Annotated in this window: 22 protein-coding genes; 10 read left to right on the top strand and 12 right to left on the bottom strand. The window is 72.5% G+C overall.

Annotation, left to right across the window (positions count from 1 at the left end):
- Positions 1 to 56: 56 nt before the first annotated feature.
- The 3 genes from ACWDN5_RS39805 to ACWDN5_RS39795 form a co-directional block, all read right to left on the bottom strand.
- Positions 57 to 824, bottom strand: coding sequence for an alpha/beta fold hydrolase (locus ACWDN5_RS39805; protein ID WP_449679912.1), 768 nt, complete (start codon positions 822 to 824; stop codon positions 57 to 59).
- Positions 825 to 889: 65 nt separating this feature from the next.
- Positions 890 to 1,567 carry a uracil-DNA glycosylase gene (locus ACWDN5_RS39800; RefSeq protein ID WP_310974623.1) on the bottom strand — a complete coding sequence of 226 codons (678 nt, stop codon included), beginning with the start codon at positions 1,565 to 1,567 and terminating at the stop codon, positions 890 to 892.
- Between the two features lie 30 nt (positions 1,568 to 1,597).
- The gene (locus tag ACWDN5_RS39795) at positions 1,598 to 2,128 is read right to left on the bottom strand and encodes a gamma carbonic anhydrase family protein (protein WP_310974624.1); all 531 of its coding nucleotides are present in this window, start codon (positions 2,126 to 2,128) and stop codon (positions 1,598 to 1,600) included.
- 38 nt (positions 2,129 to 2,166) lie between these two features.
- On the opposite strand from ACWDN5_RS39795, the gene ACWDN5_RS39790 reads away from it, so the two are divergent.
- On the top strand, positions 2,167 to 3,363 hold the full coding sequence (locus ACWDN5_RS39790; RefSeq protein WP_449679911.1) for a glycoside hydrolase family 27 protein: 1,197 nt from the start codon (positions 2,167 to 2,169) through the stop codon (positions 3,361 to 3,363).
- Here the strand turns inward: ACWDN5_RS39790 and ACWDN5_RS39785 are convergent.
- Positions 3,350 to 3,829, bottom strand: coding sequence for a GNAT family N-acetyltransferase (locus tag ACWDN5_RS39785; protein ID WP_310974626.1), 480 nt, complete (start codon positions 3,827 to 3,829; stop codon positions 3,350 to 3,352). The genes ACWDN5_RS39790 and ACWDN5_RS39785 overlap by 14 nt on opposite strands.
- Positions 3,830 to 3,845: 16 nt before the next feature.
- Positions 3,846 to 4,802, bottom strand: a complete 957-nt coding sequence (locus tag ACWDN5_RS39780; RefSeq protein WP_310974627.1) for a thiamine-phosphate kinase — start codon at positions 4,800 to 4,802, stop codon at positions 3,846 to 3,848.
- A gap of 136 nt (positions 4,803 to 4,938) precedes the next feature.
- Here ACWDN5_RS39780 and ACWDN5_RS39775 point away from each other — a divergent pair, with 136 nt between their 5' ends.
- Together ACWDN5_RS39775 and ACWDN5_RS39770 are read left to right on the top strand one after the other, a co-directional pair.
- Positions 4,939 to 5,172, top strand: a complete 234-nt coding sequence (locus tag ACWDN5_RS39775; RefSeq protein WP_003091994.1) for an Lrp/AsnC family transcriptional regulator — start codon at positions 4,939 to 4,941, stop codon at positions 5,170 to 5,172.
- Between the two features lie 19 nt (positions 5,173 to 5,191).
- Positions 5,192 to 5,728: a DUF3515 domain-containing protein gene (locus tag ACWDN5_RS39770; protein ID WP_310974628.1), complete on the top strand. Its 537-nt coding sequence runs from the start codon at positions 5,192 to 5,194 to the stop codon at positions 5,726 to 5,728.
- On the opposite strand, the gene ACWDN5_RS39765 is transcribed toward ACWDN5_RS39770, so the two are convergent.
- Positions 5,725 to 6,819, bottom strand: coding sequence for a D-alanine--D-alanine ligase family protein (locus ACWDN5_RS39765; protein ID WP_449679910.1), 1,095 nt, complete (start codon positions 6,817 to 6,819; stop codon positions 5,725 to 5,727). The two genes, ACWDN5_RS39770 and ACWDN5_RS39765, sit on opposite strands and share 4 nt — an antisense overlap.
- 603 nt (positions 6,820 to 7,422) lie before the next feature.
- Entirely contained in the window at positions 7,423 to 8,787 is a 1,365-nt protein-coding gene (gene pdxR, locus ACWDN5_RS39760) for a MocR-like pyridoxine biosynthesis transcription factor PdxR (protein ID WP_310974630.1), read from the bottom strand.
- A gap of 88 nt (positions 8,788 to 8,875) precedes the next feature.
- On the opposite strand from pdxR, the gene ACWDN5_RS39755 reads away from it, so the two are divergent.
- Positions 8,876 to 9,532: a pyridoxamine 5'-phosphate oxidase family protein gene (locus ACWDN5_RS39755; protein WP_449679909.1), complete on the top strand. Its 657-nt coding sequence runs from the start codon at positions 8,876 to 8,878 to the stop codon at positions 9,530 to 9,532.
- Here ACWDN5_RS39755 and ACWDN5_RS39750 read toward each other — a convergent pair.
- Positions 9,504 to 10,925 carry a sensor histidine kinase gene (locus ACWDN5_RS39750; RefSeq protein WP_310974632.1) on the bottom strand — a complete coding sequence of 474 codons (1,422 nt, stop codon included), beginning with the start codon at positions 10,923 to 10,925 and terminating at the stop codon, positions 9,504 to 9,506. The genes ACWDN5_RS39755 and ACWDN5_RS39750 overlap by 29 nt on opposite strands.
- The gene (locus ACWDN5_RS39745) at positions 10,922 to 11,635 is read right to left on the bottom strand and encodes a response regulator transcription factor (RefSeq protein WP_310974633.1); all 714 of its coding nucleotides are present in this window, start codon (positions 11,633 to 11,635) and stop codon (positions 10,922 to 10,924) included. Before ACWDN5_RS39745 ends, ACWDN5_RS39750 begins: the two co-directional genes overlap by 4 nt.
- Before the next feature lie 146 nt (positions 11,636 to 11,781).
- Here ACWDN5_RS39745 and ACWDN5_RS39740 point away from each other — a divergent pair, with 146 nt between their 5' ends.
- From ACWDN5_RS39740 to ACWDN5_RS39715, 6 genes are all read left to right on the top strand, one after another.
- The gene (locus ACWDN5_RS39740; RefSeq protein ID WP_310974769.1) at positions 11,782 to 13,128 is read left to right on the top strand and encodes a ferredoxin reductase family protein; all 1,347 of its coding nucleotides are present in this window, start codon (positions 11,782 to 11,784) and stop codon (positions 13,126 to 13,128) included.
- Positions 13,129 to 13,137: 9 nt separating this feature from the next.
- On the top strand, positions 13,138 to 13,620 hold the full coding sequence (locus tag ACWDN5_RS39735; protein WP_449679908.1) for an FMN-binding protein: 483 nt from the start codon (positions 13,138 to 13,140) through the stop codon (positions 13,618 to 13,620).
- Positions 13,617 to 14,357 (top strand): FAD:protein FMN transferase, encoded by a 741-nt coding sequence (locus ACWDN5_RS39730; protein WP_310974635.1) that lies wholly within the window; start codon positions 13,617 to 13,619, stop codon positions 14,355 to 14,357. The genes ACWDN5_RS39735 and ACWDN5_RS39730 overlap by 4 nt, the downstream gene beginning before the upstream one ends.
- A gap of 62 nt (positions 14,358 to 14,419) precedes the next feature.
- The gene (locus tag ACWDN5_RS39725; RefSeq protein WP_449679907.1) at positions 14,420 to 14,800 is read left to right on the top strand and encodes a VOC family protein; all 381 of its coding nucleotides are present in this window, start codon (positions 14,420 to 14,422) and stop codon (positions 14,798 to 14,800) included.
- The gene (locus ACWDN5_RS39720) at positions 14,797 to 15,621 is read left to right on the top strand and encodes a class I SAM-dependent methyltransferase (RefSeq protein ID WP_449679906.1); all 825 of its coding nucleotides are present in this window, start codon (positions 14,797 to 14,799) and stop codon (positions 15,619 to 15,621) included. The genes ACWDN5_RS39725 and ACWDN5_RS39720 overlap by 4 nt, the downstream gene beginning before the upstream one ends.
- Positions 15,622 to 15,634: 13 nt before the next feature.
- Positions 15,635 to 16,612 carry an asparaginase gene (locus tag ACWDN5_RS39715; protein ID WP_449679905.1) on the top strand — a complete coding sequence of 326 codons (978 nt, stop codon included), beginning with the start codon at positions 15,635 to 15,637 and terminating at the stop codon, positions 16,610 to 16,612.
- Here ACWDN5_RS39715 and ACWDN5_RS39710 read toward each other — a convergent pair whose 3' ends face one another.
- The 3 genes from ACWDN5_RS39710 to ACWDN5_RS39700 form a co-directional block, all read right to left on the bottom strand.
- The gene (locus ACWDN5_RS39710; protein WP_310974639.1) at positions 16,613 to 17,092 is read right to left on the bottom strand and encodes a cysteine dioxygenase; all 480 of its coding nucleotides are present in this window, start codon (positions 17,090 to 17,092) and stop codon (positions 16,613 to 16,615) included. It abuts the gene before it with no gap.
- A 178-nt stretch (positions 17,093 to 17,270) separates the two neighbouring features.
- A complete protein-coding gene (locus ACWDN5_RS39705) occupies positions 17,271 to 18,287 on the bottom strand; it encodes an NAD(P)H-dependent glycerol-3-phosphate dehydrogenase (protein ID WP_449679904.1) in 1,017 nt (338 codons plus the stop codon).
- The gene (locus tag ACWDN5_RS39700) at positions 18,287 to 18,991 is read right to left on the bottom strand and encodes a lysophospholipid acyltransferase family protein (RefSeq protein WP_310974770.1); all 705 of its coding nucleotides are present in this window, start codon (positions 18,989 to 18,991) and stop codon (positions 18,287 to 18,289) included. The genes ACWDN5_RS39705 and ACWDN5_RS39700 overlap by 1 nt, the downstream gene beginning before the upstream one ends.
- Positions 18,992 to 19,445 lie beyond the last annotated feature (454 nt).

The following is a 19,445-nucleotide window of genomic DNA, read 5'->3' as shown; positions in this document are numbered from 1 at the left end:
GGGACGTCGGAGGTCCCGAATGAGTCATTCGCGACCTTCCTGGCCGCCGCTTCAGCTCACTTGAGGAAATCCAGCAGGAGGGGACGGAGGGTTTCCGGGTACTGCAGCACGCCGTGGTCCTGGCCCTCCAGGACCTCGTGACGAGCGCCCGGCACCGCCGCGGCCGCCGCGCGGGCGCCGGACCGGAGGGCGTCGTCGCTCGCGCCGCCGCCGATCACCAAGGCCGGGATCGCGATGCGGGCCAGGGAGGCCCGCGGGCGGGCGTCCGGGCCGCAGATCGTCAGGTCGTACGGCAGCGTGTGCGCCAGCGCGGTGAACCAGCCCCACACCGGGGCCTGCTTCATCCCCTCGATCATCTCCGCCGGAGTGCCCGCGACCTGCAGGAACGTCGCCGCCGCGGCGTCCCGGTCGCCCGCCGCCAGCTGCGCCCGGACCTCCGCCACGATGTCGGCCCGCGGGTGCTCGTCGGTCGCGTACGGCGGCTCGTACGCCACCAGGCGATCGATGCCGATGCCCGCCGCGGCCGCCTCCAGGGCCAGGATCGCGCCCGACGAGTGGCCGAACACCGACGCAGTCCCGCCCACGTGGGCGATCAGCGCCGCGATGTCCTCGATCTCGCGTTCCATCGCGTACTCGGGCGCGTCTCCGGAGTCGCCGCGGCCGCGCCGGTCGTAGCCGATCGTCGTGAAGTCCCCGGCCAGCACGTCGGCCAGGCCCACCGTGGTCGTCCGGTCGTTGAAGGCGCCACCGACGAGGATCACCGGCGGGCCGTCGCCGCGCTGCTCGAAGAAGATGGACGTGCCGTCGGCCGAGGTGACGTTCATGGTTTCCTCCGGGAAGGGTGCGTTTCCCCTCGGTCGGAGCCGCCACCCCGATCCGGACACCGAACCTACGGGAGTTTCCAGTCGACCGGCGCCGCGCCCTGCTGCTCCAGCAGCTGGTTGGCCCGGCTGAACGGCCGGGACCCGAAGAAGCCGTTGTGCGCCGAGAGCGGGCTCGGGTGCGCGGACTCGATGCACGGGACGTCACCCAGCATCGGGCGCAGGTTGCGGGCGTTGCGGCCCCAGAGGATCGCCACCATCGGCTCGGACCGGGCCGCGAGGGCCTTGATCGCCTGCTCGGTGACCGCTTCCCACCCCTTGCCCTGGTGCGAGTTCGACTTCCCCGGCTGCACGGTCAGCGACCGGTTGAGCAGCAGCACGCCCTGCTCGGCCCACGGCGTCAGGTCGCCGTTCGAGGGCAACGGGTGGCCGAGGTCCTCGGTGTACTCCTTGTAGATGTTGATCAGGCTCTTCGGGATCGGCCGGACGTCGGGCGCCACCGAGAAGCTCAGGCCGACCGCGTGGCCCGGTGTCGGGTACGGGTCCTGGCCGACGATCAGCACGCGGACGTCGTGGAACGGCTGCTTGAACGCCCGCAGCACGTGTTCACCCGCCGGCAGGTAGGTGCGGCCCGCGGCGATCTCCGCGCGGAGGAACTCCCCCATCGCGGCGACCTGCGGCGCCACCGGTTCGAGGGCCTTCGCCCAGCCTGCCTCGACGATGTCCTGCAGCGGTCGTGCGGTCACGGCGCGCAAGCCTACCGGGCATGGCCGGCGTCACCCGAGCGGGTCGAGCCGCCTCAGTTCCGCCTTGAACCGGCGGCCGCGCTCGACGTAGGACTCGACGACGAGGGCGATGTTCTCCGCGCTGAACGACTTGTTCTCCCGCGTCTTGCCCGGGACGCCGAGGGCGATCTCGCCGGTCTTGACGTGGGAGCCGTAGGACAGCACCGCGCCCGCGCCGACCATGCCGCCGTCCTCGATGACCGAGCCGTTCAGCACCACCGACCCGGACGCGATGAGGCAGCCGGTGCCGATCGTCGCGCCCTCGATGTGCACCGCGTGGCCGACCGCCGACGACGGCCCGAGGATCGTCGGGTGCCGCTCGGTGCAGTGCACGACGCAGCCGTCCTGGACGTTCGAGCGCTCGCCGATCTCGATGTAGCCGTGGTCTCCGCGCAGCACGGTCTGCGGCCAGACGGACGCGAGCGCGCCGATCCGGACGTCGCCGATGACCGTCGCGTCCGGGTGGACGTAGGCGTCGGGGTGGATCGTCGGCTCGAGGGATCCGAGTGCGTAGATCGGCATGCCGCCTCCGGGTGACTGCGGTTTCACGTGTTCTGCGATTGGATCACGCCATCGCCGCCAAGCCGAAAACCAGCCCGCTCGTGCTCCTCCTCGTCGTGCTGACGTGGCTGCTCAGCCTGCCCGTCGCCACGCCGGCCCTGGCGAACGGCCTGGCCGGCACGCCGCCGATGGGCTGGAACAGCTGGAACCAGGTCCGCTGCTACGACCTCACCGAGAACGTCGTGAAGCGGGCCGCCGACGCGCTGGCGGACACCGGCCTGCGGGACGCGGGTTACGAGTACGTCGTCGTCGACGACTGCTGGCAGGCACCTGCCCGGGCCGCCGACGGCTCGCTGCAGCCGGATCCGAAGCGGTTCCCGCACGGCATCGCCGAGCTCGCCGACTACGTGCACTCGCGCGGCCTGTTGTTCGGCATCTACGCCGTGCCCGGCAGCCGGACCTGCGCGATGGCGAACGACGCCTACCCGGCCTCCGGCATCGGCTCGCTCGGCCACGAACGCCAGGACGCCGAGACGTTCGACCGCTGGGGCGTCGACTACCTCAAGTACGACTGGTGCAACGCCGACACCGTCGACGGCCTCGACCGGAAGGCCGCGTTTGAGAAGATGCGCGACGAACTGGCCGCGCTGCCGCGCCCGATCGTCTACGCGATCTCCGAGTACGGCGTCTCCAGCCCCTGGACCTGGGCGCGGCCGGTGGCGAACCTCTGGCGCACCACCGACGACCTGGTCCCGACCTGGGACTCGGTGCTCGCGACGATCGACCAGCAGGCCGGGGTCGCCGCGCACAGCGGCTCCCCCGGCGGCTGGAACGACCCGGACATGCTCCAGGTCGGCAACGGCACGCTGACCGCCGACGAATCCCGCGCGCACTTCAGCGTCTGGGCCGTGCTGAACGCGCCGCTGTTCGCCGGCACCGACCCGGCGAAGCTGAGCGACACCGACCTCGCGACGCTGGGCAACGCCGAGGCGATCGGCGTCGACCAGGACTTCGCCGGCAGCCAGGGACGTCGGCTCGCCGCGGGTCCCGGCCGGCAGGTGTGGGGGAAACCGTTGAGCGACGGCGGTTTCGCGGTGGTGCTGCTCAACACCGGCAGCACCACCGCGACCGTCTCCGCGTCGATCCCGGGGTCGTGGACCGTCCGCGACCTGTGGGCCCACCAGGACGTCGGCACGGACGTCGCGGCCACCCTGCGGCCGCACGCGGCGGCCCTGTTGAAGCTCACGCCGAGGTGAGGTCCTTGCCGAAGCAGCGGCTTTCCGGCTCGTTCTTGTAGACGCCGAAGTTCGGGATCTCGGCGTAGCCCGACGACGTGTAGAGCGCGATGGCCTCCGGCTGCTTGGTGCCGGTTTCCAGGACCGCGCGCTTGCGGCCGCACAGCGCCGCCGTGCGTTCCAGCTCGGACAGGATCATCCGCGCGAACCCGCGGCCGCGGGCGGAATCGGCGACGTACATGCGCTTGAACTCGGCGTCGCCGTCGCGGAAGTCGGGCGCGGGGCCGTCGTGGGCGCGCCACGCCCCGCAGGCGACCGCCTCCGCGCCCTGGTAGCCGACGAGGAACAGGCCTTCCGGCGGGTCGAAGTCCGCGGGGCTCATCGGCGTGGCGTCCTCGCTGCCGTAGCGCTCGACGTAGACCTGCTGCACCGCGGCCATGAGCTTGGCCGCGTCGGGGTGGTCGTAGGGGACTGGAACGATTCTCACGCTTCCGGAGCCTAGATCAGCGCCAGTGCGTCCATCCGCCTTCTCGCGAAAACGGTTTCCCGTCGACGGTGATCCCGGAGCCGGCCATGGTGACGACGCCGATCGTGCGCCAGCCGTCCGGGAGCTCGGTGAACGGCGGGAAAGTGGCCGCCAGCGCGTGGTCCTCGCCGCCGGTGAGCACCCAGTCCAGGGGGTCCGCGCCGAGGGCGGCGCCGACCTCGGTGAGCCGGGCGGGGACGTCGAGGTCGGCGGTGCGCACGTCGATGCCGACCCCGGAGGCCTCGCCGAGGTGGCCCAGGTCGGCGAGCAGACCGTCGGAGACGTCGATCATCGCCGTGGCCCCGGCGAGCGCGGCCCGCGGCCCGGCCTCGTAGGGCGGTTCCGGGCAGCGCTGGGCGTTGACGACGCCGACCGGGGACCGGAAGCCGCGGCCGAGCACGGCCAGGCCGGCCGCCGCCCAGCCGAGCCGCCCGTTGACCGCGACGACGTCGCCGGGCCGGGCCCCGGAGCGCGTCACCGGCTCGCGGTCGCCGAGGTCGCCCAGCGCCGTGACGCTGATCACGAGCTGGTCGGCGCGGACCATGTCGCCGCCGGAGACGCCGATCCCGGCGCGTTCGGCTTCGGCCCACATGCCGTCGGTGAGCCCCTTCACGACGTCGCTGGGTGTCTCGGGCGGGCAGGCGAGTCCGACCAGGACGGTGGTCGGGGTGGCGCCCATGGCGGCGATGTCGGCGAGGTTGACCGCGACGGCCTTGCGCCCGACGTGCTCGGGCGTGGACCAGTCCAGGCGGAAGTGGACGCCCTGGACGAGCACGTCGGTGCTGGCGACCACGCGGCCGTCCGGGGCCGCGACGACGGCGGCGTCGTCCCCCGGGCCGAGCAGGGTGCCCGGGGGCTGGCGCCGTCCTTCGGTGACGGCTCGGATGAGCGCGAACTCGCCGGTCTCGGCGACCGTTCCGTCGTTCGGTGACACCGGTCACCTCTGCTTTCTCTACCGGGACAAAGATCGATCACCGATAGTCGGATGCCCTATGTTTTTCCGTGAGCTGGCGATACGTTGCTGAAGACGTTCCTACCTTGAGCTTTCGATCCCGACGAAAGGGCGCGCCGTGGTCCACGCATACATCCTCATCCAGACCGAGGTCGGCAAGGCGGCCGCGGTGGCTGCCGAGATCTCCAGCATCCCGGGTGTGACCAGCTCAGAGGATGTCACCGGACCGTACGACGTGATCGTCCGCGCGGCCGCCGACAACGTGGACCAGCTGGGCCAGCTCGTGGTCGCGAAGGTGCAGAACGTGGAGGGGATCACCCGGACGCTGACCTGCCCGGTGGTCCATCTCTGACCAGTGGTGTCATGGTCGGGTGCCTGACTCCGACACCGGTGCGCCGCCCCGGGTGGTGCTCGTCACCGCGGCCGCGCTCGCCGTGGCCTTGGCGGTCGCCGTCGCCGTGTTCGCGCTGACCCGGCCGTCCCCCGCGGATTCCGAAGGCCCGCTCCCGTTGGTCGCCGTGCCGGCGCCGGCGGCGGGTTCGCCGGGCTGCACGACGCTGCTCGGCGCGGTGCCCACCGAGCTGACGTCGAACGGGACGGCTTTGAAGGTCCGTGCGCTGGCGTCCCCGGCGCCGCCCGCCACGGTGGCCTGGGGTTCCCCGGATCCCGTGGTGTTGCGGTGCGGCCTCGACCGTCCCCCGGAGCTGACGCCGACGGCGCAGCTGCGGCTGGTGAACAAGGTCCAGTGGCTGCAGGTGCCGGGCGAGGGCGCGTCGACGTGGTACGTGGTGGACCGCGAGGTCTACGCGGCGCTGACGGTGCCGGACAGCGCCGGGACCGGGCCGCTGCAGGCGATTTCGGACGCGGTGGCCGCGAAGCTGGCTCCGCGGCCGCTGCGGTTCTCCTAGCGCAGTCCCGTTCCGCGGGCGATGGCCGTCTCGACGAGGGTGGTCAGCAGCGTGGCGTAGTCCATGCCGGTGACCTCCCACATCTTCGGGTAGGCGGACTTCGTCGTGAAGCCCGGCATGGTGTTGACCTCGTTGATGATCAGCTCGTGGTCTTCGGTGACGAAGAAGTCGACGCGGGCGAGGCCCTGGCAGTCCAACGCCCGGAAGGCTTCGACGGCCATCGCGCGCAGCTTCTCGGTGAGGGCGTCGTCGAGCTTGGCGGGGATGTCGAGTTCGGCGTCGTCGCCGAGGTACTTGGTTTCGAAGTCGTACCAGGCGTTCTCGTCTTCGGAGAGCACGCGGATCTCGGCGGGCAGCGAGGCTTCGACGCGGCCGTCGGGGAATTCGAGGACACCGCATTCGACCTCGCGCCCGACGACGGCGGCCTCGACGAGCACCTTGGGATCGGTCGCGCGGGCGAGTTCGACGGCGGCATCGAGCCCGGTCCAGTCCGCGACGCGCGAGATCCCGACGGAGCTGCCCGCCCGCGACGGCTTGACGAAGACGGGGAGACCGAGGGTTTCCCTGTCCTGGTCGTCCAAAGTGGACTGATCGCGCTTGAGGCCGATGTAGGTCCCGACCGGAAGCCCTTCGGCGGCCAGGAGTTTCTTGGCGGTCTCCTTGTCCATGGCGGCGGCGCTGGCGAGCACCCCGGGCCCGACGTAGGGGATGCCGGCGAGTTCGAGGAGGCCCTGGATGGTGCCGTCTTCGCCGAAGGCCCCGTGCAGGACCGGGAAGACGACGTCGACCTGCGAGAGCAGTGCGCTTTCCCGGCCGGGTTCCACGGCGACGAGCCCTTGGCTGGACGGATCCCCGGCGAGGACGAGCCCCTGCCCGCCGTCGACGGAGGGCAGTTCCCGGCCGCGGATGGCGAGCTGGGCGGAGTCGCCGGTGCCGAGCACCCACCGGCCTTCGCGCGTGATCCCGACGGGCACGGCCTCGAACCGCGCGGGATCGAGGTGGGCCAGGACACTGCCGGCGGAAAGGCACGAGATGGTGTGCTCGCTGCTGCGCCCACCGAACACGACGGCGACCCGGATCTTCTCGCTCATGGTGAGCCACCGTACCCGGTGACCTCGGGGAACAGCCGAGCCCGGTGCGGTGGGTGGGGCGTGGTGGGCGGTGAACGCAACCGGTGACGGGGGTGGCACGTCTTGTGCATCGAAGGGTCGGTGGGTCTGCTTGACCTCCCCCGCCCGACCTTCCCTGCTCGCCCCCGCTCGACCTCACCAGGTGAGGCTCCCCCGCCCGGCCTCCCCCGCTCCTCCCGCGCCCGGCTCCCCCGCTTGGCCTTCCCCGCTCCTCCCCGCTCGGCCTCCCCCGCTCGGCCTCCCCCAGTGAGGCTTCGGCGAAGTCGGTCGCTGCTGCTGTGGGTCTGCCGGTTGGGTTTCTGCCGGAGGTGCGGCTGAGTTGGGCGGTTTCGGGTCGCTTTGGGCGACGAGCAGCTCGGGTGCCCACCACCCCGAAGCCGCGATTGTCACTACGGCCGGTGGTACCGCGTCAAGGCGGGAAAGCGTGCCTTGACCCGGCACCACCGTCCGCGTGCTGGCTTCGGATCGGGGTGGCCGGGCAGGTCTGGGCGGGGTGCAAGTCCGGGGTCAACGTCCCGTTCCGGCCAGTGACGTCTTTCCTGCTGGGCTCCGGCGGCGGGCGTCTCAGCGCAGCAACGCCACCAGCGTCGGCAAAGCCGCCACCAACGCCTCCCGCGAACATCCCGCGTACCCGATCGCCACTCCGAACACCGAAGGCTCCCCGGTGAAATGCCGCGCCAGCCCGTCCAGCCGGATCCCTCGCCTCTCGGCGGAAGCGATCACCGATGCCTCCACCGCCGCCGACGAAAACGGCACCACCAGGTGGGCCCCCGCGTCGTCCCCCCGCACCGGGATGCCCGCCCCCGACAATGCCCCCGCCAGCAACGTGCGCCTCTCGGCCATCTCGCGGCGCAGTTTCCGCAGGTGACGACCCAGATCTCCGTTCCGCGCGAACTCGTACAGCACCCGCTGCCCCGCCGGCGACGGGCGTGTTCCCGTCAGGTCGCGGTACGCCAGTACCGCCGATGTGATCGCCTCCGGCGCCACCATCCACCCCGCCCCCAGCGTCGGGGTGAGGATCTTCGACGTCGTTCCCAGGTGCACCACGACGTCCGGGGCCAGCGAGGCCAGCATCGGCAGCGGGGCCACGTCGAACCGCAGCTCGCCGTCGTAGTCGTCCTCGATCACCAGCATTCCGGACGAGCGCGCCCGCTCCACCAGCGACACCCGCCGGGCCGCGCTCAGCCTGCTGCCCATCGGGTACTGGTGGGCCGGCGAGCAATACACCGCCCTGGCGTCCGAAGGGATCGCGGACGGCCGCAGCCCCTCGGAATCCACCGGCACTCCCACCACCCGCATCCCCGCCCGCAGGAACGCCTGGACCGCCCGCTGGTACCCCGGCTCTTCGACGGCGACGACGTCCCCGCGCTCCAGCACCGCCGCCGCCAGCTCGACCACCGCCGCCGTCGTGCCGCCGGTCGCCAGGACCGAGCCCGCCGCCAACCCCCGGTGGCGCAGCAGGTGCTCCGACACCGCCGCGCGGTACTCCGGCAGGCCCGCCCGGTGCGCCCGGACCAAGGGCTCCGGGTCCGCCGCCGCCCGCCAGGCGCGGCGCCAGGCCGCTCGGTCCAGCCCGGCCGCCCACGGTGTGCCCGGGCCGAGGTCCAGGAGCGACGGCAAAGCCGCCTCGGGAGCCGCGACCGCGGGTACCGGGACCGACGAAGCCGTGGAAGAAGGCGGCGTCGTCACGTATGTGCCGGAGCCGTGCCGGCCGGCGATCCAGCCCTCGGCGTGCAGCTGCTCGTACGCCGCCGACGTCACCGTGCGGCTGACGCCGAGGCGGCCGGCCAGGGCCCGGGTCGACGGCAGGCGGTCGCCGCCGCGCAGGTGGCCGCTCGCCGCCGCTTCGCGCAACGCGTCCGCCAATTGCACGGCCAGCGGCGTCACCGCCGAACGGTCGAGGCTGACCGGGAGCGCGGTGTCGGACACGGAACCTCCCCGGACGAAAGAGTGGACTTCCCAAGTGTACGAGAAGTGGACGTTTTCCGAGGCCACTATGCCGGGAGACGCTGGTCGCATGTTGTCGACCACGCCCCGCACCACGCTCGGCCGCAAGAAGCACCGCGCCGTCACCGACCGCTCCGCGCTGCACGCCGTCCTGGACGAAGGCCTGATCTGCCACCTCGGGATCGTCCGCGACGGGGTGCCGCTGGTCCTGCCCACCGGCTACGGCCGCGACGGCGACACGCTCTACCTGCACGGCTCGACCGGCGCCGCCAGCCTCCGCACCGCCGCGCACGGCCTCGACGTCTGCGTGACCGTCACCCTCCTCGACGGCATCGTCTACTCGCGCTCGGTCAACAACCACTCGATGAACTACCGCAGCGCCGTCATCCTCGGTCAGGCCAAGCCGGTCCTCGACGCCGAAGCGAAGATGCACGGCCTCAAGGTGCTCACCGACCACCTCGCGCCCGGCTCGTGGGAGCACGCGCGCGAAGTCAACGCCAAGGAGTTCGCCGCGGTGTCCGTGCTCGCGCTGGACCTCGCCGAGGCGTCGGTGAAGATGCGCGCCGAGGGCCCGGACGACGAGCCGGAGGACGTCGAGGCCGACACCGCCTGGGCCGGCGTCCTGCCGGTGCGGACCGTCTACGGCGCGCCCGAGCCGTCCGCGGACCTCTCCCCCGGCTGGACCACCCCGGAACACGTCACCGCGCGAGCGGCAACCGCACGCTGAACGTCGTCCGGCCCGGCACCGAGGACACCGCCACGGTGCCGCCGTGCGCGGTGACCAAGGACTGGACCACCGACAGCCCGAGCCCGGTGCCGCCGTTGCCGCGGGTGCGGGAGTCGTCCACCCGGAAGAACCGGTCGAAGATCCGCTCCTGGTCCGCCGGGGCGATGCCGGGCCCGCTGTCGGTGACCTCCACCACGGCGGAACCACCCGAGGCCGCCACCGAGACGTGCACCGACGTCCCGGGTGGGGTGTGCACGGCCGCGTTGGCCAGCAGGTTGTCCAGCACCTGCCGTAGCCGCACCGGGTCGGCGTCCACGAACGCCGCCGAAAGCGCCGAGGTCAGCGGGTGGTCGGGCCGGCCGGCGGCGAACGCGTCCGCCGCGTCCCCGGCCAGCTCGGCCAGGTCGACGCGCTCGGGCCGCAACGGCGTCTCGGCCGCCCGCGCGTCGAGCCGGGCCAGCAGCAGCAGGTCGTCGACGAGCACGGTCATCCGCGCCGTCTCCTCGCGGATCTTCGCCAGGTGCGCCTCGCGCTCGGCCGGCTCGTTCGCCGCCGCGTAGCGGAAGAGGTCGGCGTACCCGCGGATCGACGTCAGCGGCGTGCGCAGCTCGTGCGAGGCGTCCGCGACGAACCGGCGCAGCCGCTCGGTGGCCTCGGTCTTCGCGGCCAGTGACGTGTCGATGTGGGCCAGCATCACGTTGAACGCCGTCCGCAGCTCCTCGACTTCGGCGCCGCCGCCGGTGCCCGCCGCCCGCACCGGCAGGTCCGGGTTGGCGGTGAGGTCGTGGGAGGCGATGTCGTGCGCGGTGCCGGCCATGTCGGCCAGCGGGCGCAGGCCGCGGCGCAGCACCAGCCGTCCCACGACCACCAGCACGCCCAGCGCGAGCGCGAACGCCCCGACCTCGACCGCGATCAGCTGCCGGACCGTGGCGTCGAGGTCCTGCTGCGGCGCGGCGGACAGCAGCACCGAATCGGTGTCCACCGGGCACGCGCGCACCCGGTACGGGCCGTCGTCGTGCAGGTAGACGGTGCGGGTGACGTCGCCGTTCACCGCTTCGGCGGCGATCTTCGCCAGCTGCTTGGCGTCGCCGGGCAGCCGTCCGCCCGGTTCGGGGACGGCGATCCCGCCCTGGACCTGGTACAGCGCCGAGTACCACGAGTACACCGACTGCGGCGAGCCGTGCGTTTCGCGCAGCAGCGGCAGCTGGGTGTTCTGGCTCTTGGACAGCTGTTCGTCGAGCCGCCGATCGAGGTAGTCGTGCATGATCCCGACCGTGGTGACGCCGACGGCCGCGAACACGACCAGCGCGAGCGCGCCGAGGCCGAGGGTGATGCGGGTGCCGAGGCGGGTGCGCTGCCACGCCCCGTACCACCGGCGGACCGCGCGCGTCACCGGTGGGCCTGCCGCACGACGTACCCGACGCCGCGCACGGTGTGGATCAGCGGTTCGCCGTCACCCGCGTCGACCTTGCGCCGCAGGTGCGAAATGACCAGTTCCACCACGTTGGACCGGCCGCCGAAGTCGTATTCCCAGACGTGGTCGAGGATCTGCGCCTTCGTCAGCACCGCGGGCGAGCGGCGCATCAAGTACCGCAGCAGCTCGTACTCGGTCGGCGTCAGCTCGGCCAGGAGATCGCCGCGGCGGACCTCGCGGGTGTCCTCGTCCAGGGTCAGGTCGCCGACCTTCAGCACGGCGCCGCGCGCTTCGGGCCGGTGCGCGACGCCGGCGCTGCGCCGCAGCACCGCCCGCAGCCGCGCCATCAGCTCCTCGACGGAGAACGGTTTCACCAGGTAGTCGTCACCCCCGCGGGTGAGCCCGGCAATCCGGTCGGCCGTCGCGTCCTTGGCCGTGAGGAAGACCACCGGCACCGCGTTGCCGCCTGCGCGCAGGCGGTCGAGCACGGTGAAGCCGTCGAGGTCGGGCAGCATCAGGTCGAGCACGACGATGTCCGGCCCGAACTCCGCGGCTCGGGTCAGCGCCGCCTGGCCGGTCCCGGCCGTGACCGCCTGCCAGCCCTCGTACCGGGCGACGGTGGCGACGAGGTCGGCGATGTGCGGCTCGTCGTCGACGACGAGCAGGCGCACGGGATCGGGGGTCTGCACCACTGCATCATCTCCCGGCGCACGCCGATCGGCGTGCCCGGAGGACCCGCCGACAGTATTCCGACAGTCGGGGCAAAGCCTCCCCACAGGCTCGGTGCCGACGCTAGCCTTGTGAACCGAATCAAAGGGGGATCCGTGTGAGCACCATGACGCAGACCGTCGAGGCCGCGCGCCCGGCGATCCGCCCCCGGATCGCCGCGAAATCCGGCCTCTTCCTCTTCCTCGGCGCCAATGTGGCCGCCGTCACCGTCCTGTTCGTGCAGGCCGGGGTTTCGCAGAACGTGCTGATCACGATCGGCAGGCTGGCCGGCCTTTACGGCGCGCTGGCGATGGCGTTCCAGCTGCTGCTGGTGGCCCGGCTGCCCTGGCTGGACCGCCGGCTCGGGATGGACCGGCTGACCACCTGGCACCGGTGGACCGGCTTCACGCTCCTGTGGACCCTGCTGGCGCACCTGGTGTTCATCACCATGGGCTATGCGGAGGTTTCGGACAAAGGCGTCGTCGACGAACTGGTCGAGATGGCCAACACGCTCGAAGGCATCCTGCGGGCGCTGGTCGCCTTCGCCGTGATCCTCGTCGTCGGCGCCGTTTCGGCGAAGTTCGCGCGCAAGCGGCTCGCCTACGAGACGTGGCACTTCATCCACCTCTACACCTACGCCGCGGTGCTGCTCGCGTTCACCCACCAGATCGCGCTGGGCCAGTCGTTCGCCGGCACGGAAGCGGCGAAGGCGTACTGGTGGACGCTGTGGCTCGGGGCCGGCGCCGCCGTGCTCGCCGGGCGCGTCGTGCTGCCGCTCTGGCGGAACCTGCGCCACCAGCTGCGCGTCACGGCGGTGGTTTCGGAATCCCCGGACGTCGTTTCGGTGTACATGTCCGGCAAGCACCTGGACAAGCTGCCGGCCAAGGCGGGGCAGTTCTTCCTGTGGCGGTTCCTGACCAAGGATCGTTGGTGGCAGGCCAATCCGTTCTCGCTGTCGGCCGCGCCGGACGGCCGTTCCCTGCGGCTGACGGCGAAAGCGCTCGGCGAGTCGAGCGCCGGGCTGCGCAACCTGCCCGTCGGGACGCGCGTGTTCGCCGAAGGCCCGTACGGCGCGTTCACGACGATCCACCAGCGGCGGCCCGACGCGCTGCTCGTGGCGGGCGGTGTCGGGATCACGCCGATCCGCGCGCTGCTGGAGGACATCGACGGCCACGTCGTGGTGCTCTACCGCGTCCGCAACCAGGCCGACGCCGTGCTGCTGCCGGAACTGAACGAACTGGCCAAGGCGCGCGGCGCCGTCGTCAACGTGCTGACCGGGCCGGACCAGGCGGTGGGCCCGCGCGGCGTGCTGCTCGGGCCGGCGAACCTGCACATGATGGTGCCGGACGTGCACGAGCGGGACGTGTTCGTCTGCGGCCCGCCGGGGATGACTTCGGCCGTGCTGCGCAGCCTGCGCGAGCTGCGCGTGCCGAACTCCCAGGTCCACGCCGAACGCTTCAGTCTCGCGGCCTAGGGGAACGTTGTGAAGAAGACCATCTTCGTCGTCGCGCTGTCGATCGCCGGGTTCATCGCGGTCTGGCGGTTCGAACCCGGACCGGTGCAGAACACCGCCGCCGCCCAGCCGCCACCGCCCGCGATCACCGCACCGCCGCTTTCCACGGCGCCGTCGGCGACACCGCCGTCACCGTCCTCTTCGGACAACAAGGCGCCCGGACCGTCCACTTCGGACCCGGCGGGCGGGGTGGTGACCACGCAGGGCACCGCGGAGTCCAGTGTGTACGGGATCGTGCAGGTCCAGGTGACGTTCTCCGGCAGCCGCCTCACCGCGATCACGCTGCTGCAGGCCCCGGACCACGGGCGGGCGGTCACCGCGCTGCCGAAGCTGCAGGAGGCGGCGATGCAGGCGCAGAGCGCGAACATCGACACGGTGACCGGTGCGACCGAGACGAGCGAGTCGTACAAGACCTCGCTGCAGGCGGCGATCGACGCGCGGGGCAAGAGATGACCACCCGGGTCGAACAGGTGATGGGCCTGCCGATCTCCCTCGACCTGCGGGACGAGGGGGACTTCGCGGAGGTGGTCGACGACGTCTTCGCGTGGTTCCGGGACGTCGACGCGCGGTTCAGCCCGTTCAAGGAGGACAGCGAGGTCAGCCGGTACGACCGCGGCGAGCTGACGGCCGCGGAACTGAGCGACGACCTCCTGGAGGTGCTGGAGCTCTGCGCGTACTACGAGCAGCTCTCCGGCGGGGCGTTCCGCGCGCGGCTGCCCGGGCGCGGCCTCGACCCGTGCGCGGTCGTCAAGGGCTGGGCGGTGCAGCGCGCGGCCGACATGCTCAAGGCCGAGGGCGCGGGAACGTTCTGCCTCAACGCCGGCGGCGACGTCGTCACGGCGGGCGAGCCGGAGCCGGGCCGTCCGTGGCGGGTCGGGGTGCGCCACCCCGAGCAGCCCCTGGCGGTGTGCGCGGTCCTGGAGTCGCGCAACGGTGCGATCGCGACGTCGGCGGCGTACGAGCGCGGCTCCCACATCCTCGACGGCCGTTCGGGAACGCCGGCGACCGGCCTGATGAGCGTCACCGTGGTGGCCGGCGACCTGGTGACGGCGGACGCGCTGGCCACGGCGGCGTTCGCGATGGGCGCGGAGGGCATCACCTGGGCGGCCGACCGGCCGGACTGCGAGATCCTCATCGTCGACGACAGCCGCCGCGTGCACCGCACGGCGGGGCTGGCGCTGGCGTCGTAAATCGGTTCGCCCTCCCGGCGGGGCTGGGCCAGACTCGACGGCATCCGACTTCGAGGAGTGCCATGCCGTCGTCCGTGCTGAACGTCTCCGTCGACTGCGCCGACCCGTACACGCTGTGCCGGTTCTGGAGCCAGGTCACCGGAAAGCCGATCCCGGACACCGACCAGCCAGGTGACGACGAGGTGGGCTTCGAGCTGAACGACGGCACGACGCTGCTGTTCCTGCGCGTGCCCGAACCGAAGACGGTGAAGAACCGCCTGCACCTGTGCCTGCAGCCGGACATCCCGCGCGACGAGGAGGTCGCGCGGCTCCTCGGTCTCGGCGCGACGATGTCCGACGACCGCCGCAACGCGGACGGCACGGGCTGGGCGGTGCTGGCCGACCCGGAGGGCAACGAGTTCTGCGTGCTGCGCAGCGCCGCCGAGCGCGCGGCGACGTCGTGACGGATTCGTTCGCGGTCAACAAGGCCAACTGGGACGAGCGCGCGGTCCTGCATGCGGCGTCGCCGGACTACGGCTTCGCCCGGTTCGCCGGGGATCCCGCGTACCTGAGCGGTGTCGTGCGGTTCGACCGCCCGCGCCTGGGCGAGCTCACCGGGTTGCGCGCGGTCCACCTGCAGTGCCACATCGGCACGGACACGATTTCCTTGTCCCGCCTGGGCGCGGCCATGACGGGCCTGGACTTCTCGGGCGCGGCGCTGGCCGAAGCGCGCCGGCTCGCCGAGGCGGCCGGTGCGGCGGTCGACTTCCACGAGGCCAACGTGTACGACGCCGTCGACGTGCTGGGCGCCGGCCGGTTCGACCTCGTCTACACCGGGATCGGCGCGCTGTGCTGGCTGCCGTCGGCGGCGCGCTGGGCGGCGGTGGTCGCCGGGCTGCTGCGGCCGGGCGGGCGGCTGTTCATCCGCGAAGGGCACCCCATGCTGTGGGCGCACGACGAGGCCGCGAACCCGGCGGTGCTGCGGTACCCGTACTTCGAGCACGCCGAGCCGCTGGTCTTCGACGACCCCGAGACCTACGTCGCCGTCGACCGGCCGCTCGAGCACGGCCTGACCCACTCGTGGAACCACTCGCTGGGCGAGATCATCACGGCCCTGCTGGACCACGGCCTGGCGCTGACGGCGTTCACCGAGCACGACAGCGTGCCGTGGAACGCCTGGCCCGGGCAGATGGTCCACGACGACGGCACCGGCGAATGGCGGCTGCGGGACACGCCCTCGCGGCTGGCGGCGAGCTACACGCTCCAGGCGGTCAAGACCGGCTGAATAGGGTGGCCGCATGCCTTTGATCGCTCTCGCCTCCCTGGGCGGCACCATCTCGATGGCCCCGGCGGGCGACGGCGGCGGGGCCGTCCCGCGGCTCGGCGCGGCCGACCTGCTCGGCGGGCTCGGCGACCTGCCGATGGACGTCCTGGCCGAGACGCTGGCCGGGATCGGCAGCGCGTCGCTGGACTTCGCGACCCTGCTGCGCTGCCGCGAATGGGGCCTGCGCCAGGACGCCGATGGCTTCGTCGTGGTCCAGGGCACCGACACCCTGGAGGAGACGGCGTACTTCCTGGACCTGCACTGGCCGTCGGAGACCCCGGTGGTCGTCACCGGGGCGATGCGCAACGCCGGCCTGTTCAGCCCGGACGGCCCGGCGAACCTGCGCAACGCGCTGACCGTCGCGGCCGATCCGCGCAGCCGTGGCCGCGGAGTGCTGGTCACGCTCAACGACGACGTCCACGCCGCGCGCTGGGTGCGGAAGGCGCATTCGAGTCACCTGGAAGCGTTCTCCTCGGCCCCGGCGGGACCGCTGGGCATGGTCGTCGAGCACGCGGTGCACTGGTTCCACCCGTCACCGCCGCGGCTGCCGTCCCTGTCCGGGGACGACTTCGGCGGCCTGGTCCCGATCGTCGAGGCAGGTCTGGACGACTCGGGCGCGTTTCTGGAGCACGCCGCCGCGCAGCCGGACGTGCGCGGCGTGGTGGTCGCGGCGACGGGCGTGGGGCACGTGTCGTCGGGCCTGGCCGACGTGATCGCGCGGCTGGTGCCGTCGCTGCCGGTGGTCGTCGCCTCGCGGACGGGCGCGGGCCCCACGCTGCGCTCGACGTACGGCTTCCACGGCTCGGAGTCGAGCCTGATCGCGATGGGCGCGACCATGGCGGGCTGGCTCGACGCGCGGAAGTCGCGCATCCTCCTGCACGCCCTGCTGGCGTCCGGGGCCGGCCGGTCCCGCATCGAGCGGGAGTTCCGGGCGCGCGGCGACCTGGACTGATCAGTCCGGGATCGGGCCCTCGACCGGGTCGAGGTGGTACGGGCGCATCGCGCGGCCGGCGTCGCGGTAGACGTGGACGGAGATCGCCGGGTCGGGGCCGTCGTTGCGGACTTCGTGCACGTACCCGGGCCCGAAGACCCGCGACTGCCCCGCGGACAGCGCGTGCAGCTCGGTGACCGCGCGGCCGTCCGGCGCGCGGCGCGCCACGGCTTCGGTCAGGTGGCCGCCGACCACGGTGAACGCGCCGCTGGCGAACGCGTGGTCGTGCAGGTCGGTGCGCTGGCCGGGCAGCCAGCTCATCAGCCACACCTCCTGCTGCTCGTCCTTCGACACCAGCGTCGCGAAGCGCTCGTCGGGGTCGTAGCGCAGCAGGTGGCGCCAGCGGTCGCGGTCGGCGGCGACCTCGAGGGCGACGCGCACCGGGTGGCGCAGCGCGGGGTTTTCGGGACGCAGCAGGGTGTTGTCCGGAACGGCGAACATGAGGGTCCTCACGGGAAGAAAAGGGTGTCGAGCTGGGCCGGGGCTGGGTTCACCGACAACAGCGACACGCGCGCACGCACGAGTGGAGGCTCAGGCGGCCCCGCGACTCGGACATGGCGTACGCGAACATGCGAACAGAGTCGCAGCCGCGTCCTTCCCGGTCAAGCCGTCCCACGGATCAGGACCATTCGTGTTTCTGGGACCGTCCGAGCAGCTCCGCGCCGGCCTGGCGGGGGTCGACGCCCTCGTGGCAGACGCGGTGCATGGCGTCGGTGATCGGCATGTCGACCCCGAGGCTCCTGGCGAGCGCCCGGATCGACGAGCACGACATGACGCCCTCGGCGACCTGGCCGCCGGCGGCCGCCTGCGCCTGTTCGAGGGTCTCCCCGCGGCCGAGGCGTTCGCCGAAGGTGCGGTTGCGCGAAAGCGGCGACGAGCAGGTCGCGACCAGGTCGCCGACCCCGGCGAGCCCCGCGAAGGTCAGCGGGTCGGCGCCCAGTTTCGCGCCGAGCCGGGCCATCTCGGCCAGGCCGCGGGTGATGAGCGTCGCCATCGTGTTGGTGCCGAGGCCGAGGCCCGCGGCCATCCCGGTGCTGAGCGCGATGACGTTCTTGCAGGCGCCGCCGAGCTCGCAGCCGACGACGTCGGTGTTGGTGTAGGGGCGGAAGTAGGAGTTGGCGCAGGCCCGCTGGATCGCGACGGCGCGTTCGTGGTCGGCGCAGGCGAGCACGGAGGCCGACGGCTGCCCGGCGGCGATCTCCTTGGCCAGGTTCGGCCCGGTGACGACGACGACCTCGTCGGGTTCGATCCCGACGATCTCGCCGATCACCTCGCTCATCCGCTTGAGCGTGCCGAGCTCGACGCCCTTGGCGAGGCTGACCAGGATGGCGTCCTTCGGCAGCAGGCCGCGCCACGCCGTCAGGTTGGCCCGCAGGCTCTGGCTGGGCACGGCCAGGACGACGGCTTCGGCGCTTTTCGTCGCTTCCGCCGGGTCGCTGGTGGCCGTGATGTTCTCCGGCAGGGTCACGCCGGGCAGGTAGGCGCTGTTGGTGTGCCGGTCCCGGATGTCTTCGGCGACCTGCTCGCGGCGCGCCCACACGGTGACGTCCCGGCCGGCGTCGCCGAGCACCTTGGCGAAGGCGGTGCCCCACGAGCCGGCCCCGAGCACGGTGACCCGCTGCACGTCGGCGCGCATCAGGCGGGGTCTTCCGGCTTCACGGCGGGCGGTTCCTCGTGCCGGATCTCGGCGAGGAGCCGGGTCACCTCGTCCATCATGACCTTGGTGACCTCGCGGAGCTTCGTGGCGCTGCGGGGGTTGCCGCCGCGGTAGGCGGACAGGTCGATCGGGTCGCCGACGGAGTGGGTGATCGTCTTGCGCGGGAACGGCGTGAACTTCTTCGTGTAGCCGTTGAAGATCTGGCTGGTGCCCCACCGGGCGACGGGGATGATGGGGACGTCGTTCTGCAGCGCGAGCCGCGCGGCGCCGGTGAAGGACTCCTTCGGCCAGCCGGCCGGGTCCTTGGTGATGGTGCCCTCGGGGTAGATGACGACGATCTTGCCGTCTTCGAGGGCCTGGTGCGCGGCCTTGAGACTGTCCCCGGCGGCGGCCGACCCCCGCGAGACGGGAATCTGCCCGGACCCGGCGACGATCGGGCCGAGGATGGGCGCGCGCAGCAGGCTCTCCTTGAAGAGGAACCGGGGAACCCGCTTCTGCCGGTGCACGAAGACGGCGTCGACGGCGGGATCGAGGTGCGAGATGTGGTTCATGACGAGCAGAGCCGGGCCCTGCCGCGGAATCTTCTCGGCCCCGACGTAGACCCGCCGCGCAATGCCGGTGAGCGGGTAGAACAGTGCGGCGGCGAACCCCACCCAGAAGCCGCCCTTCTCACGCCGGGCCACGATCTCCTCCTCGCTCACGTCACATCCGGGGGTTGATCCTGCCGCGCCGGGTCGGGTGCGGTCCAGGGAGGGTCGGTTCGGGGGGTGGTTGGCCAGGCCGGGGGCGGTTTCGGGGCGCTTGCCCGGGGGTGTTGTGCGCTGTTGGGGCGCGGCGGCTCGTGGGCTGGTCGTGGTCGGGCCGGTCACCGGCTGGGTGGTGGTGCCGATCGGCGGCTCGCCGGCCGAGCCGGGCCCGGCCGCCTGGCCGCCCGGCGAGGGTCGGTTCAGCCTGCCCCGGGCCGAGCCGGGCCGAGCCGGGCCGAACCGAGCCAGGCCGAGCCGGGCCGAGCCGGGTCAGGCCGAGCCGGGCCAGGCCGGGTCGAGCCGGGCCAGGCCGGGCCAAGCCGAACCGGGCCGAGCCAGGCCGAGCCGGGCCGAGCCGGGCCAGGCCGGGCCAAGCCGAACCGGGCCGAGC

It is taken from the genome of Amycolatopsis sp. NPDC003731, from assembly GCF_053586895.1.
This window is presented reverse-complemented; position numbering and strand designations above follow the sequence as displayed.

What these genes read in the sequence shown, in the direction of transcription:
- ACWDN5_RS39805 (WP_449679912.1), bottom strand. Translation starts at nt 824, where the DNA reads ATGAACGTCACCTCGGCCGACGGCACGTCCATCTTCTTCGAGCAGCGC.
- ACWDN5_RS39795 (WP_310974624.1), bottom strand. Translation starts at nt 2,128, where the DNA reads ATGCCGATCTACGCACTCGGATCCCTCGAGCCGACGATCCACCCCGAC.
- ACWDN5_RS39765 (WP_449679910.1), bottom strand. Translation starts at nt 6,819, where the DNA reads ATGAGCGAGAAGATCCGGGTCGCCGTCGTGTTCGGTGGGCGCAGCAGC.
- ACWDN5_RS39755 (WP_449679909.1), top strand. Translation starts at nt 8,876, where the DNA reads ATGTTGTCGACCACGCCCCGCACCACGCTCGGCCGCAAGAAGCACCGC.
- ACWDN5_RS39740 (WP_310974769.1), top strand. Translation starts at nt 11,782, where the DNA reads ATGACGCAGACCGTCGAGGCCGCGCGCCCGGCGATCCGCCCCCGGATC.
- ACWDN5_RS39730 (WP_310974635.1), top strand. Translation starts at nt 13,617, where the DNA reads ATGACCACCCGGGTCGAACAGGTGATGGGCCTGCCGATCTCCCTCGAC.
- ACWDN5_RS39725 (WP_449679907.1), top strand. Translation starts at nt 14,420, where the DNA reads ATGCCGTCGTCCGTGCTGAACGTCTCCGTCGACTGCGCCGACCCGTAC.
- ACWDN5_RS39715 (WP_449679905.1), top strand. Translation starts at nt 15,635, where the DNA reads ATGCCTTTGATCGCTCTCGCCTCCCTGGGCGGCACCATCTCGATGGCC.
- ACWDN5_RS39710 (WP_310974639.1), bottom strand. Translation starts at nt 17,092, where the DNA reads ATGTTCGCCGTTCCGGACAACACCCTGCTGCGTCCCGAAAACCCCGCG.
- ACWDN5_RS39705 (WP_449679904.1), bottom strand. Translation starts at nt 18,287, where the DNA reads ATGCGCGCCGACGTGCAGCGGGTCACCGTGCTCGGGGCCGGCTCGTGG.